At 64.6% G+C, this 14543-nt stretch carries 16 protein-coding genes; 8 read left to right on the top strand and 8 right to left on the bottom strand.

The window, feature by feature from the left end:
- Positions 1-304: 304 nt before the first annotated feature.
- Positions 305-703 (bottom strand): MerR family transcriptional regulator, encoded by a 399-nt coding sequence (locus tag M8859_RS30655; protein WP_249645305.1) that lies wholly within the window; start codon positions 701-703, stop codon positions 305-307.
- A 103-nt stretch (positions 704-806) separates the two neighbouring features.
- Between M8859_RS30655 and asnB the strand changes: the two genes are divergently transcribed.
- Complete coding sequence (asnB, locus tag M8859_RS30660; RefSeq protein ID WP_249645306.1) at positions 807-2630, top strand: asparagine synthase (glutamine-hydrolyzing); 1824 nt, start codon at positions 807-809, stop codon at positions 2628-2630.
- A gap of 179 nt (positions 2631-2809) precedes the next feature.
- Here asnB and M8859_RS30665 read toward each other — a convergent pair whose 3' ends face one another.
- The 4 genes from M8859_RS30665 to M8859_RS30680 form a co-directional block, all read right to left on the bottom strand.
- Positions 2810-3634 carry a DivIVA domain-containing protein gene (locus M8859_RS30665; RefSeq protein WP_159928835.1) on the bottom strand — a complete coding sequence of 275 codons (825 nt, stop codon included), beginning with the start codon at positions 3632-3634 and terminating at the stop codon, positions 2810-2812.
- Positions 3635-3638: 4 nt separating this feature from the next.
- Complete coding sequence (locus M8859_RS30670) at positions 3639-4823, bottom strand: FAD-binding oxidoreductase (protein WP_249645307.1); 1185 nt, start codon at positions 4821-4823, stop codon at positions 3639-3641.
- A gap of 975 nt (positions 4824-5798) precedes the next feature.
- Positions 5799-6164 carry a group I truncated hemoglobin gene (locus tag M8859_RS30675; RefSeq protein ID WP_195072425.1) on the bottom strand — a complete coding sequence of 122 codons (366 nt, stop codon included), beginning with the start codon at positions 6162-6164 and terminating at the stop codon, positions 5799-5801.
- Positions 6165-6384: 220 nt separating this feature from the next.
- Positions 6385-6582: a transposase gene (locus tag M8859_RS30680; protein ID WP_159928933.1), complete on the bottom strand. Its 198-nt coding sequence runs from the start codon at positions 6580-6582 to the stop codon at positions 6385-6387.
- Positions 6583-6734: 152 nt separating this feature from the next.
- On the opposite strand from M8859_RS30680, the gene M8859_RS30685 reads away from it, so the two are divergent.
- From M8859_RS30685 to M8859_RS30705, 5 genes are all read left to right on the top strand, one after another.
- A complete protein-coding gene (locus M8859_RS30685) occupies positions 6735-6986 on the top strand; it encodes a hypothetical protein (RefSeq protein WP_159928841.1) in 252 nt (83 codons plus the stop codon).
- A gap of 1272 nt (positions 6987-8258) precedes the next feature.
- Positions 8259-8912: a hypothetical protein gene (locus tag M8859_RS30690; protein WP_195072426.1), complete on the top strand. Its 654-nt coding sequence runs from the start codon at positions 8259-8261 to the stop codon at positions 8910-8912.
- Complete coding sequence (locus tag M8859_RS30695) at positions 8909-9220, top strand: hypothetical protein (protein WP_159928845.1); 312 nt, start codon at positions 8909-8911, stop codon at positions 9218-9220. Before M8859_RS30690 ends, M8859_RS30695 begins: the two co-directional genes overlap by 4 nt.
- Before the next feature lie 34 nt (positions 9221-9254).
- Positions 9255-9413, top strand: coding sequence for a hypothetical protein (locus M8859_RS30700; RefSeq protein WP_159989350.1), 159 nt, complete (start codon positions 9255-9257; stop codon positions 9411-9413).
- A 140-nt stretch (positions 9414-9553) separates the two neighbouring features.
- Positions 9554-9694, top strand: coding sequence for a hypothetical protein (locus M8859_RS30705; RefSeq protein ID WP_159928847.1), 141 nt, complete (start codon positions 9554-9556; stop codon positions 9692-9694).
- Positions 9695-9861: 167 nt separating this feature from the next.
- Here the strand turns inward: M8859_RS30705 and M8859_RS37775 are convergent, their stop codons facing one another.
- Together M8859_RS37775 and M8859_RS37780 are read right to left on the bottom strand one after the other, a co-directional pair.
- Positions 9862-10767 carry an IS110 family transposase gene (locus M8859_RS37775; RefSeq protein WP_372492954.1) on the bottom strand — a complete coding sequence of 302 codons (906 nt, stop codon included), beginning with the start codon at positions 10765-10767 and terminating at the stop codon, positions 9862-9864.
- Positions 10768-11046: 279 nt separating this feature from the next.
- A complete protein-coding gene (locus M8859_RS37780) occupies positions 11047-11268 on the bottom strand; it encodes a TniB family NTP-binding protein (RefSeq protein WP_372492955.1) in 222 nt (73 codons plus the stop codon).
- Positions 11269-12213: 945 nt separating this feature from the next.
- Between M8859_RS37780 and M8859_RS37050 the strand changes: the two genes are divergently transcribed.
- Both M8859_RS37050 and M8859_RS30715 read left to right on the top strand, forming a co-directional pair.
- The gene (locus tag M8859_RS37050) at positions 12214-12345 is read left to right on the top strand and encodes a hypothetical protein (protein ID WP_255466266.1); all 132 of its coding nucleotides are present in this window, start codon (positions 12214-12216) and stop codon (positions 12343-12345) included.
- Between the two features lie 4 nt (positions 12346-12349).
- Entirely contained in the window at positions 12350-13501 is a 1152-nt protein-coding gene (locus tag M8859_RS30715; protein ID WP_159928851.1) for a winged helix DNA-binding domain-containing protein, read from the top strand.
- Positions 13502-13625: 124 nt separating this feature from the next.
- On the opposite strand, the gene M8859_RS30720 is transcribed toward M8859_RS30715, so the two are convergent.
- Complete coding sequence (locus M8859_RS30720; RefSeq protein WP_236565659.1) at positions 13626-14543, bottom strand: AraC family transcriptional regulator; 918 nt, start codon at positions 14541-14543, stop codon at positions 13626-13628.

The following is a 14543-nucleotide window of genomic DNA, read 5'->3' on the forward strand; positions in this document are numbered from 1 at the left end:
GCGGGGCATTACGGTGGGACACGAAGACCTCCGGCAGGTGAATGCGTTCCTAGACAGCTCGCACTTCACCCGGAGGTCTTCGCCATGTCAGCCCGACACGCCGCTACCAACGTCCGTGGTCAGTACACCTAGGCAGATCCGGCGGGCGACACACTCCATACCTGGCAAATGGGCGAGTTGGATCGCTATGTCGGCGCTTGCCGCAGCGCTGGTGGCAACCGGGCGATGTCAGTAGCAGTTGGCGCCGGCGAGCAGCTGAGTACCGGAGGAACGCGTCTGGATCCGGCGTCGATGATGGCGACCTTCAGCGCGCCAACCTCGCGTCGATGTCTTCGGCCAGATACGGGCATTCGGTCGCGGGATTGTCGCGGTGACATCGCAACGCGTGCTCGAGAAAATCTTTGGCAGCGATGAGTCGCTCGATCTGGGCTTCGAATGCATCGGTCCGAGTGCGTATCACGTCGTGCCAGTCCCCGTTGCTGCCTCGACCGGCCAGCACCGCGGCGATATCGCTGAGGCTCATCAGCCCGGTTTCCTGGAGGTATTGGATTATCGCCAGCCTGCGTATCTCGTCCTGGCTGTAGTACCGCCGACCGCCTCTGCGATCTTCCGGTGAGATCAGTCCTTCCTTCTCCCACCAACGCAGTGTCGACGTCGCTACGCCCAACAACTCGGCGACTTCGCCGATCGACCTCGACTTCACACTGCAAGCCAAGCGCATCAAGATCCGGCCCACAACCCTTGACTTGAAGTTGACTTCAACTGTGAGGCTGGTCGTTCAAATGCCAGGAAGAGGAGGAACGACGATGTGCGGTATCACCGGCTGGGTCGATTGGGAGCGAGACCTCACCCAGCAGCGTCCGCTACTGGAAGCGATGACCGATACCCTCATTCCGCGTGGTCCCGACGCGGGTGGGGTGTGGCTCTCGCCGCGGGCGGCATTCGGTCATCGACGATTGGCGGTGATCGACATCGAGGGTGGCGTGCAACCGATGCAGGCCAGTCGAGAGGGTGAGCAGCCGTGCGTGGTGACCTACAGCGGGGAGATCTACAACTTCCCTGAGTTGCGTGGCGAGTTGCAGAGACTAGGCCACCAGTTCCGAACCCGATCCGACACCGAAGTGCTACTACACAGCTACCTGGAATGGGGCGAGCACTGCCTGCCCCGATTGAATGGCATGTTCGCCTTCGGCGTCTGGGACCCCAACCGGCAGGGGCTGCTGCTTGGACGCGACCGGCTGGGCGTCAAGCCACTGTTCTACCTGCCCTACGCTACCGGGGTGCTATTCGGCTCGGAGCTGAAAACATTGCTGGCCAACCCGATCGCTGCGGCCGAGGTCGGTATCGAGGGCCTTGCCGAGGTGTTCTGCGCCACCCAGACTCCCGGGCATGCGGTGTTCCGCGATATTCGCGCACTGCGGCCCGGCCACTACGCGTGGATCCAGCGCCGGAGCTGCCGGGAGCAACGATACTGGGCGCTGACCAGCGGTGAACACCCCGACGATCTGCCGACCACCACCGCTGCGGTGCGCGAGTTGCTGGAGGACATCGTGCGACGGCAGCTGATCGCCGACGTTCCGGTGGGCACGCTACTGTCCGGCGGCCTGGACTCCAGTGCGGTGACCGCGCTGGCCACAGAAGTGCTGAACCGGAACAGCCGCGACCGACTCGCCACATACTCGATCGACTTCGAGGGCAACCAGGATAATTTCCAGCCCAGCGCGATTCGCCCGGAACAAGACACCCCGTTCGCGCGGATGGTGGCACAGCGAGTGCGCAGCGATCACATCGAGTTGCTGCTACGCACCGACGAGGTGATCAGCGCCCGGTCCGAAGTGTTGCGTGCTCGCGACCTGCCCGGACTCGCCGATACCAACGCCGCCCAGTACTTGTTGTTCCGCGAGGTCAAGAAGCGCTCGACAGTGGCGTTGTCCGGAGAGTCGGCCGACGAGGTGTTCGGTGGCTACCCCTGGTTTTTCGATCAGCGTATGCTCGGTGCCGCTACATTCCCGTGGGCGGTCTCGGTCGCCGCGTTCGAGCCGGTACTCGACACCGAGTTGTGGCGGCTGCTGCGACCGCAGGAGTACATCGCCGAGCGCTACGCACAAACCATGGCCGAAGTGCCAGCGCTAGACGGTGAGGCGCCGGGCGACGTACGGATCCGGGAAATGTTCTACGCCAACCTAACTCGATGGCTGACCATGCTGCTGGATTTCAAAGACCGGATGAGCATGCGAGTCGGCCTCGAGGTTCGGGTGCCGTTCTGTGATCACCGACTGGTGGAGTACCTGTGGAACACCCCGTGGGCGTTCAAGACCTCCGACGGGCGAGTCAAAGGCCTGCTACGGAACGCGGTCGCCGACCTGCTGCCAGCCCCAGTGCTGGATCGGAAGAAGACCTCGTTCCCCGTCAGCCAGCATCCGGCCTACGAACAGACACTCCGGGAGGAGATGCGGGCCGAACTCGCCGACCCCAACTCGCCACTACTACCGCTGGTACGCCGAGAGGCGGTCCTCGACCTGCTGGCCGGACCGCCCGGCCAGCAGGGCATGTGGCGCTCTGCGGACACGCTGTCGTTGCTGCTACAGATCGCCGAGTGGCTGCGGGTCTATCACATCAGCATCCGATGAAACCACTGGACGCCGAGCTGAGTCATGAGGGCAGTTCAGTCCGGTTGCGTGGGCCCTGGCGGACAGAACTCCAGGACAGCCCATCGGTGAATTCGCCGCGGCTATGCGCTGTCCAGGAGCCGGAGTTCAATCTGTTGTCGACAGGCACTTTTCGCGCCGCGCACCCGCAGTCGATAGTCCTAGTCAACCGAGCGCGCCGCTGGTGGCCGTGCCGCAGGTTCCAACGCATCGCGCTGTATTCGAGGCGGCATCTGTGTCATGGCCGGTGTGCTGGACTCGAAGTTGTTCAGTCCACTTCCGGGCGGCTCGGCGTCGCAATGAGGTCGCGCCTGTTCACATCCGAGCTTGTCGATCTCGGTGAAAAGCGCCTCGATGATCGTATGCATCTGCTTCTCCGCGATCTGGGCGTAAGTGCGGATGTACTCGATCTCCGCGGGCAGGGGATCGGAAGATCCTGCTGGATCGGCCACCACGGCGGCGATGCCGTCCGCCGCGCGGGCTGCCGACTGCTGGGCCTGCCGCAGAATCTCTGCGTACTGCTCGCGGGCGTGCGCGACCAGCTCACGGGCATAGATCTCGGCTTCGGCCACCGTTGATTCCGCGGTGATCTGCGCCTGGCTGAGCATGTTCACTGCGCGTACGTTCACTCCGAGCAGATCGCGCTGGGAATCCTCGCGCAGCTGTGCGTTCTCGCGCTGCAGTTCCTCCAGCTCGGTGCGCAGGGATTCGACGGTGGAGGAATCGCCGAGCGCCGACTTGTACATCGAGACCCGAAGCTCGAGATCCGCAACCTGGTGAGCTAGATAGTTGTTGTCGGCCAGCAGCGCCTTCTCGTCGCCGAAGTCCAGCTGCTGGGTCAGCCGCTTGTTCGCCGAGTTCAGCCGGGAAACCTCACGGGCTACTCGCCGGACGAATTCGTCGACGTCGCGTTCGTCGTACCCGCGGCGACCCAGTGCCGACTTCTTGAATTTCGCGTTCTCGATATCACGTGCCCTCAGCGTCATGTCGCTACCTCGTGCGCAATCTCTCCGCCGGAGCTGCGGAGGTATTCGGTGTGATGTCCTCGGGGGTGCGGCCGTCGAGGTTCTCGAATCGGATGGCCGAGTCGGGCAGGCCCGCGCGCCGCAGTTCACCGGCAGCGTGCTCCACCATCGCGGCGGAGCCGCAAATGAGCGCGGTCCTGCCCTGCCAGGGGCCGGTCTGGGCGGCCACCGTGCCGACCAGCCCCACAGCACCCGGGTAGGTCGGGTCATCGGAGACCACCGGGGTGTAGCGCAACCATGGCCTGGTCCCGGCCAGCTCGGACAGGAAGGCATGATCGTAGATGTTCCATTGAGTCCGGACCCCGTGGAAGAGATGGACATTCGTGGCCTCGCCCGTGGTGCGCCAGTTCTCGTCGAGTTGTTCGATCAGGGCGGTCATCGGAGCGAGCCCCGTACCGCCCGCCACCATCAGCAGATCCCCGCGGAAATTCGCGGGCAGGGTGAGTGCGGTGCCGATCGGCGCGCCCAGCCGCAGTGTGTCGCCGACCGTGACCGTCCGGGCGAGGGTGGCGCTGACCTGTCCACCGGCGACGATCTGCACATGCAGGTCGAGGGTTCCGTCGGGGCGGGGCGCGTTGGCCGGGGTGTAGTAGCGCCACAGCCGCGGCCGCTGCGGAACCTCCACGGCCATGGACTGTCCGGCGGCATAGTCGTAGGGCTCGGTGGGCCGGATGCGTAGCAACCCGACGTCCATTCCGCGGCGTTCGGTGGCGACGACCTCCGCCTCCCACCAGGCTGGAGTGGTTTCCTCGTCCTCCTCGGCCGCCGCCATCATGATCTGGGCGACCGAGCCATACGCCTCGGCCCAGTCGGAGGCGAGACTGTCGGTCCACGCCTCGCCGAGGAAGTACTGGAGCGTAGCCAGCAGTGACGCTCCGGCCGCAGGGTAGTGGTCGGCAACGACCTCGAATTTGCGATGGTCGCGGCCAAGTTGCCGCACAAAGGTGGGGTCGGCGGCAACACGGTCGACATTACTGACAATGCGGCCGAGCGCCACTAAGAATTTGCCGCGCTGGGCGGCCATCGACACCGGGAACAGATCTCGGACTTCGGGGTGCGTCATGAACAGATGTGAGTAGAAGTACAGAACCGCCTCGTCGCCGACCTTCTCAATCCTGAGCCAGCTGTCTCTGAGCGCTGGAACATCCATGTCCGATCACCAACTCATCTGTCGATCGATCCTGTACCGGCGCAACACCTCTCGATCCCGGATTTTCCAACGGAAACACCTCGATCCCGGGATGCCGATGATGACCCCGAACTCACTCGTACGCCCTGAACAGAGGGGCCTCATATCTGCGCCCCATGCAGGTCCTTCGAACACGGCATGAACTTCTCACGATCTGCAGCCGAACGCAAACGGGGAGAACGCCTTTGACTACAGCAGGTGACGTTGGTCAGCACCTCGAACAAAGCCTTTCGCAATCATGCGCGTCGCGCACCAGTGTCAATCGCATAGAGCTGGTCTATGGTGGCGATGTCGTTGTAGAGCCGTACCCAGCCAGGACTGCTTCGTCCCAAGCAGGTCCATGTGGTGAGCGGGCAAGCGTCTGGCATGCTTCGGCCCAGTTACCATGGCCGCCGGAACTTTCAACGCCCCGGCGTCATCGCGCGACCCCACTCGATCACTCGCGAGTGGCCCCTGTCGCCGGAGCAGCGCACCCGCGCCCCGGCTCGGTCGACCGGTCGCACTCGTCGCTTCGGCCACGCCGATTCACCCCTGTTCTTCGACCGCTTTGCCGCGCCGTTGTCGGCGGGCAGATCAGCCGCACCCATCGTCGCCATGCTCTGTATCCCTGAAGTCGCTCTACATCACGTACGGGGATATGCAGACCAAGTAGTCTTATCCGAGTCTGGCGAGTAGGGGTGAGACTTGATTCGTAAGCATTGCCATGATGAATTTCGCCAGCAGGCCCATTACATCTGAGTATGCTTCACGCACACCGTTTGTCAATAAACTTGGATCGACTGTGCGACAACCAAGTCCCTACCGCCACCGCCGGTCGCTACATTATGGGCGACCGTCGGAAAATGGGAGGAGTCGATCGCACGATAGGCGCGCTCGACATCCCTCCTCGGCGGTTCGCCGCTCCGATCATTTCTCGGATTCCGTAGTATCAACCGGTCATGCAGCCGAACCACTGACGATGTCTGATGCCAGATTCGACACCGTGCCGATGATCTGTTCCACGGTCTCGGCGGGCACACCCGCAGCTGCGAGAGAATCGGACAGATGCGCCGCCACGAGTTCGAAGTGGCGCATCGTAATTCCCTTACCCTGGTGGATGCGATGCATCGGGGCACCTGTGTAGGGATCGGGACCGCCGAGTGCCGCGGCGAAGAACTCCACTTGACGCCCCTGGAGCCGGGACATATTGACGCCCTTGAAGAATCCGGCCAACTCATCGTCCGCGAGAACCCGGACATAGAAGTCGGCGACAACGACCTCGAGTGCCTCGGCGCCGCCGATCCTCTCATAAATACTGCTCATTACATCTCTTATCTGCGTGTGGATCTAGGCATCCGTGCCGACCGACCCATTAAGGCGCCTCACCCAGGTGGTACGCGATCCTGTGAAACCCGTTCGGAACGCCACTGGAAACCACTGGGGATCGTACTGGGGAGAGTAGTCGCCGACAACGCGAGCTTCCCATGTCCGGAGAGACTGTCAATTTTTTAACCGCCCTGGTTCACTTCCGGTGACGCCCGGGCTATGCGAGCAGGATGCGGTGCCGAAGTAGCTGAAAATTGGCCCTCCCATACATTTGTCGCTTGATCAGTTTGGTCTTGGTGTTGACGCCTTCGATCGGGCCGTTGCTGTAGGGCCGGGCGACCGCGGCGTCGTGGTCCTGGTCGAGGCCACGTAGGAAAGGGTCGAGTTCGGTCAGCCCGGCCTCGCGAACTTTGATTCATCCACTCGTCGAGAGCGCCACCGCGACGTTCGATCAGGATCGCTGCGAACTCGCCGACGAGCCGAGCCAGGTAGGTCATCTCGGGGCGTGCCCCGAGAAGTTCGTCCAGATGAGCACGGCGTCCGGCGGGAAGATCGGTCGACCGGCTCATGATCCACGAAGTCGGCCGGCGCGGTGCGGCGGAGTACCGCGGATTCCGGGATGGTGCTTCCTGGTATCTGGGTGAGGTACTGCGCCGGAATCTGGGCGGATACTGGGACCACGATCAGGAGGGGGACGAGGTCGTCAGGCAGGTCGGCGCACGTAGCCAGCTGATGTTTCCGTTCCTGGACTTGAAGCACGTGTTCGATCAGCCGGGCTACCTGGGACGGCACTACGACTATTGCGCCGTGAATGAATAGTTGTAGTCGCCGCTTCGGCAAGGAGTGCGAGGTGCGAGGCTCATGGACGACGATCCGCTGACAGAGTGGCGGGACATACTTCTGGGGGCGGTTCTTCGATCTGGACGACGACGAAGTGCTGGACGACGTTACGCTCGATGTCACCGCCTCGCCCCTGCGCGGGCTGGCGACATACGCGCAGCAGCTGGACTTCGATGATGAGGAGAGCGTGCCGGCGGTCGCGGCGTATCTCGGCGAGACACTGATGCGTGCCGGCGGAGGCTGCTGGGCATGGATCGATGAGCTGCCGCTGGTACGGCTGGACGACGGCTCGGGCTGGCACCGGTTGGACCGGTGCAGCTGGTCGAAGAGGCCGACCGGTCGTTCGAGGCCGTGCACGCGGAATGGGCAGCGGCTGCCGCCCGGGTTGCCGCGGAGCGTCCAGGCTGGCCACCGGCGAAGGAAGAGACAGATCTCGACCTACTCGACGACCCCACGCAAACGCCCTCACCCGGTGGCTTGCTGCCCGAGAGTCGGCGTTGGTCGGCGGTGCCGGGTTCGACTTTTCCCCTGAGTCGGGAAATGTGGATGGAGTTGTATGACTGCGGAGTTCGGAGGGGTGCGCACCGGCAGTGTGGGCGAACCGTTCCGGGGAGCCTCACTGCGCTGACGCCACATCGAGACGGCGTCCGTCGCTGACAGGTGGGCGCCGCGCGGGAACATGGAGGATTGCGGCTTCGGCCCTTCTCCGCAGTCGTCAGTGCCGCGGGTGATGACTAGCCGATCTTTTCGATCTCGGCGACCCCCCGTGAGCACCTGCCCCCAATCGCGCCAATCCTCCCTCACGATCAGGTTGATCGAGGCGCCGGTCTGCTCGTCGCGAACGCCAGGGCTCGGCCCACCTACCGTCGCGCAGGCGATAGAGGCGGCCTGGTCCGACTACCTTGCCGTCGCTGAGCCGGTAGACCAAGCGAGGGGCTCCGAGCACGCTTGCGATCATGTCACGTACCGGTCGGTCTGGCGGGATAGGCTCACCGGCATGGTTCAGGTCGGTGACAGGGTGCTCTCGGTCGCGAACGGGGTCTCCGTGTTCGAGGTCCTGTCGACCGGGGGATGTCGGGGGGGTGATCCGTGGGTGGTTACCACCAAGCGGAGGCAGCGAAACGGGGTTCGCCTTGATGCTGCGGTTCTGCATCGAGCGGAGCTGGTTCGCAGCGAGATCCTGGGTGCCGCGGTCGAGTGCGTGGCCCGCCACGTCGGATCGTGGGTGCCTGCCACAGCGGTGATGCCGGAGTGAGCAGAGGTAGCAGGAATCTTCTTGCCTGGATCACGAATGAACTGGAACGCTTGACCAGGAAAGGAACGCAAGCCTACCGAGACACTGGCAAACGCACGGCTCGCTTCATCGTGCAGGATGTCGAGGAGAAGTTGCACGTCGATCGGCGCGGTGGGCACGAGATCGAGAAAGCAGGTGAGGGACCCAGAACGCCCGAACACACCGAGGCGCCGCCTGCTGAGAATAGTCCCCCGCCGTCACGTCTGGTCGATCGGTCCGTGCCGGGTGAGCGATACTTCATACAGGACACAGCGAGCCCACGGCTCTACGCCGAGGGCACAGTCGGCCGTAACGGCGAACTTCAATTGGCCCTCCGAACCCAACTCGAAGATGGGCAACGTTCAACGCTGCTGAGGGGTGCAGAGCAGTTCCAGGCGATTCTGAGATTCTTCGAAGGGAAATTCGCGTCAATAAATGGAAGTTGGCAGTACGGCTCAAACCTCGCCCGCTTCAATGAACTCACTGCTTCAGGGGTGTCACCCGAGGTCGCGGCAGCGAGGACATGGACCGGAAGACAAGCCGATAAAGCAGGGTTCCGGACGGTAAAGATCTTGGATTCTCAAGGCGATCCTGGAAAGTACACAACCGTGAAAGTGCAGTTCACTTCATGAATAATCGCGAGCCGAAGTTCGATGATCAGGCAACCGTGCTGATGGCCCGGATGCACCAAGAGGGACGGTCTCCCTCTCAAATCCTCCGCGAGATCATAGCGCTCTATCCGGACGTATCGACGCCCGACTTGATGGAGCTGATGCAGAATGCCTTCTCTCTACCATATTCGGCAGTTCAATGCATCGGCGGCTGGTGGATGGACGGTACAGGTGAACTTTCCGATACCCAACTCGACGCCTTCTTGGTCGAAGAAATCGCGAAAGTGTCGCCACAATGGAGAAAGGGCGAGGAAGAGGCGGAGCAATAATGAGGCACCTGCTGCACCGCACCATGGTGCGGAATTGGCGCGAGAGCGGGCTGCGGGCATCTTGACCGGCAGCACTGCCACCGAGCGCTTCGCTTGCTTCATCCAACGATTCACCGAGCCGGATCGCCGGCGAGCGCTCTATGACGAGTATCCCGGACTGGCCCGGCGCCTGACCACCGCCGCCCGCCTGTGACACGAGTACGCGGCGGAGCTACTGGAACGGCTCGTGGCCGATTTGGTCGAACTACTAGATCGGCTCGCTGCGTCGCCGGACAGCGGTGCCGTGATCGCGGTCAGGACGGGGCTCGGCGAACCGCTCGTGGTGCGCGATCGGTGGCCTTGATCGAGTTCGCTTCGGGTTGGAAAGCTGTCTACAAGCCGCCTCCATTCGGCATCGACGCCCATGTCGACTTCTGCGAATTCGCCGACCCCTACGGCAACAACCTCAGCCTCTACACCGTTCACACCGCCTGACAGCAGCCGCGTCAGCATCCGTTCGCCCGAATCATTTAAGGAGAGGTCACCCGGTGCGTGGGATCTGCTGCCCAGACTTGCTTTCGGCGTGCAGCACACGCGCCGCGGCGGTGGGCCGCCCATAACCGGCTCGACAGGACACATACGCGGATTGCTCGACCGTGACCTCAGGTCGCTCGCGCCGCAGCACCAGATTGCGCCAGCCCGGCGTCACCACATCCAGGTCGACGGGCGACTGCCGCCAAACCCAGCACAAGCATGACGATCGCGGCCGAGAACGCCGGAGTGCGGAACAGCGCAACATCCACGAGCGGTTCGGCGAGCCGGCGCTGCCGGCGCGGGAATAATCCGGCGGCAACCAAACGATTCCGACAGCGGCAAGCGCGGGCAACGGTGCACCGCCCCCGGCGTCGGCGAACGGGTTCGGTCGTCGCCGATTTCGGCGAGGACGCGGGCGCCGGTGAGGTCTGCCAGGCCGGGGAAACTGGTGATGATCGCGTGATCAGGGTGTTCGCGGAACTCTTCGGCGGCGGCCTGCTCGAGTCGTCGGCGCCTGTGGAGGCGGCGTCGAGGGTGGCGAGCAGGGGGAGGCCTGACGGCCCATAGCCTTCTCGACCAGGTCGGGCTGGCGCAGGCCAGGACGGCGCAGTTTGGCAACGATGTCGTCGGCCAGGTCTTCGATGCCGCGTTTGCAGCCAGCCCGGCGCAGCGTGGCGGCGACGCGGGCCCGGGTGAGTTTCGCTGCGAGGGCTGGGGTCGCCGCGATGGCCAGGCCAGCGCGGACCTCGGGTTTGGGGAGGTTTGTGCACCCGTTCGCCGCAGGCGGCCAGGAACATCGGGTGGTATTCGCGCAGCAGTGAGCGCAGTTCGTTGCTGGCCTTGGTGCGTCGCCAGACGGCGTCTTGCTGAGCCCGGGCCAGCATGGCGATGTCTTGGGTGAGTTCGGTGTGTGCCGGGACCGGCCGGTGCATGTGGGCGTCGACACGCAGGATGTCGGCCAGGGTCATCGCGTCGGCGTGATCGGATTTCGACCGGGCCATGGTGTGGCGTTCGCGGTAGCCGGCGACGGCCATCGGGTGATCGCGAAGACGGTTCGGCCGGTGGCGCGGATCGTGCGACCATCAGCCCGCGTGGGGTTTCGATCGCGACGGGGATCGGGTTCTCGGCGGTGTCGCCGGCATCGGTGAGCAGCTGGGTGAGGGCAGTGAAGCCGGCCGCATCGTCGGTGATCTGTTTCTTCGACACCAGGGTGCCGTCCTGATCGACGATGGCGATATCGTGGTGGCCGTCGGGGCAATCGATCCCGCAGTAGCGGCTCATCCGTCCTCCAATTCTCCGGATGTTTCCGCAGGTCACCAGGCGCAGGCGAGAACGCGCGACGCCCTAGGCGACCGGGCCCGCGTCGGTGCACCCAAGGATGCTGGCAGGGCGGTGTAGAACCGCGTCACCGAAGGATCGGACGGCATTTGCATCGCCAGTACTGGGATCTCCTCTCCAGCAATCCGGCAAGCGAACCCAAATCCCCAGAGCTTGCGGCCGGGAAGTTGGTTGATCAATCCTGCGGCGGCGTCCAAGAATTGGTGACTTCAGCGGATCGGAATCGAGGTCGACAACCGTATGGGTAACATTCGCGGCGGTGTCGGAGTCGGTGCAGGCGAGACCCCATAGATGGACGGTGCGGGCCGCGCTGACGTCGCGAACCATGTCGATGCTGCGTTCCGCCATCATAGCCGGGAGAATCACTTCCAGAATCATCGATCGGCGCGGGTAACGCGGTCGGTCACCGGCGGGGGTGCGCTTGCGGGCTGCCCGGCGGGCACGGCGGTTGTAGTACGGCTGGTTCGAGGGCACGTCGATCTCCTTCGGCGCGGTCTACGTCGACTGGACGCGGTGGGCTCGCCGGCTCGGCCCGGCGCACGCATCGACCGCAGCGAGCACCACTGCTCGGGACGGGCGATTGGCGTCGGCGGCCGGATAACGACCGCGGAATCGACGACTCGATACCAGGTCATCCGGTGTGCAACGTCCGTCTCACCGAACTACGCGGCATGATCATCGGTAGCCTCCTGTCCGAACTTGCCACCCGGCTTCCGCCCGGCGCTGCCTTCGGGACCGCACGAACGGCGTCGCACTCGCCGAGATCGCCCGAGAACTCTCGGACGAAGTCCTGGAACAGACCTTCATTGGCCGCGGATGACAACAGAGACGTACCGTGGCGGTGTCATAACCGCTGGCGATCAATCGACTGTGCCCGGAGTAGGGAGCAAGTCGGGGAACAGGACACCGCGAAATGCGACGGAACGGTCGAGTCTCGAGATCGCGACTTGGATGCCACCTCATCGGCCACCTGCCAGGTGGAAGAAGAGGTTGGCGGCCTCGTTTTCGAACGGGATGTGTCGGGTCGGTGGCAGGACGCCGTGCACCGTTTCCGGTGTCGGTTTTCCCGCCACCGCCCGCCGAACCGGACGTGCCCGTTGGCCGAGCATCCGGCTCTCCATGCGATCCGATGAGCCGCCCGCATGAAACAGAAGATTCTCGCCGCCGCACGCGTTGCGGCCGAGCAGCCGACCTATTCCATCCTCGACCGCGGTATCGAGCAGGAACTCCCAGCGCTACGCCGGCGGCCGGCAGCCCATCGTGCGGCGGCCTGACCTGATGACCGTCCTGTCCTCCCGCGCGCTCAACCGGGCCACCCTCGCCCGGCAATTACTGCTCGAGCGTGCCGACCTGCCGGTGTCCGGCGCTGTCGCACATCTGTGCGGATTGCAGGCCCAGGAACCGCAGGAACCATTCGTGGGGCTGTGGTCGCGACTGCGCGCCTTCGAACCGGCGACCCTCGACGAACTGCTCACCACCCGGCGGGTGGTCCGCACCCAACTCATGCGCCGCACAGTTCACCTGGTCACCGCCGCCGATGCACTGGCCTGGCGGACCCGCCACGACGCCATGCTGCGCCAGAAGATACTCGGGTCCTACCGCCGCGAGCTCACCGGAGTAGACCTCGACGAACTCACGGCCGCGGCCTGGGAACTGCTGGCAGACGGCCGACCGCGCACCATGCCCGAACTCGGCCGGGAACTCGCCGCACGGTGGCCGACGGCCGGGCCACGGCCACTCGGCGAACTGGTGATCGCCGCTCTCGTCCCGACGGTGCAGCTGCCCCCACGCGGCTTGTGGCGCCACAAGTCCGGCGCACGCGCCGTGCCCCTTGCCACCTGGCTGGGTCGCGAGGTCGACCCGCCCGCCCCGGACGGCACCGATACGGTCGGAAAGGCGCTGGTACGGCGCTATCTCGCTGCATTCGGACCGGCCTCGGTGGCTGATCTGCGCGCCTGGTGCGGCCTCGCCGGGCTTCCCGCCGCGGTGGCCGCGACCCGCGACGAACTGCTCACCTTCCGCGACGAACAGGGCCGCGAACTCCTCGACCTCCCGGATGCACCACGCCCGGACCCGGACATCCCCGCCCCGGTGCGATTCCTGCCCGCGTTCGACAACGCGATCCTCGGCTACCACGACCGCACCCGGATCATCGACCATGCTCACCGCGGCCTCTCAATCGCCGGCGAGCGCGTCGTGCTGGTCGACGGCCGGGTCGCCGCGACCTGGACCTGCCGTGCAGACGCCCTGACCGTCACCCCGCTGCGCCACCTCTCCCGCTTCGAACACACTGCGGTCGTCGAACAAGGACAGGAACTGGCGATGTTCCTCACCGACGACGACAGCCATCCGGTACAGGTGGCGGCATCCGGCGACAGCGGTGATGGCCCTTGGGGCGCCCAGCCGGACCCACCCGCCGCCCCGAGCTGAGAGCAGCCGCCCAACCTTTTGTAAGTGGTCAGCATCGCGTATTTGCCTGCACCGATCTCACTCCATGTCAAATCTCGCTCCTGGGTAAGGCTGCCCGCGGGCGTGGATGGTCTTTCCGGACGGGTCACTCTGTTTCGTCGCCTGCTCGTGCGGTGAATCGGACTGCGTCTTGGCTGGGTGGGGTGCCGAACAGGCGGCGGTATTCCCGGCTGAACTGGGAGGGGCTGTCGTATCCGACGAGGTATCCGATGTCGGCGACATCTCCGGGATTCGCTGCCAGCAACAACCGCGCCTCCTGAAGTCTGATCTTCTTCTGGTATTGGATGGGCGTGGTTGCGGTGACGGCCTGGAAATTCCGATGGAACGCCGAAGGGCTCATACCGGTGCGCTCGGCCAGCTCCTCGACCCGAAACGACTCCCGATAGTGCTGCCGAATCCACTGCACCGCTTCGGCGATCGGAGAGAAGCGGGGATCGGTGAGCCCGATCCGGCGGACCGTCGGGCCGTGCTCGCCGGTCATCAAGCGCCACAGGATCTCTCGCTTGACCAATGGGGCCAGCACGTCCCGATCGCGGGGCTGGTCGAGCAGTCGCACCAACCGCACCGTGGCGTCGAGCAGCTCGACGGAGGCATCGGCGAAAACAATTGCGGGCGCGGCGTTGTCCTCGTCCTCGGGAAAGGCGCCGCGCGGGGCTTGCACCATTATCTCGGCGACCTGCGCAGGCTGCAGGCGCAGGCACAAGCCCAGCACCGGACGTTCCGGAGTGGCGTCGATGAACTGACACTTCAGCGGCACCGCGACCGACGCCACCAGGCACTGCCCGGCCCGGTAGTCATACACGCGCTCGCCGTAGGCGAGCTGCTTTGCGCCCTGGGCGATCAGCGTCATGCGGGTCCCGCCCATGGACGGCGGTGGCGGCGTGTCGGTCTCCTCCCGGCCCACCAGCAGGTCCGCGATCGCGGTCGTCGCGTCGTCTCGGGCATGGTGGGCCAGCAGCACACACAGCTCCTCGAGCAGCGCGGGCACAGTCCGATTCGCCAA

The organism is Nocardia sputi (assembly GCF_023501985.1).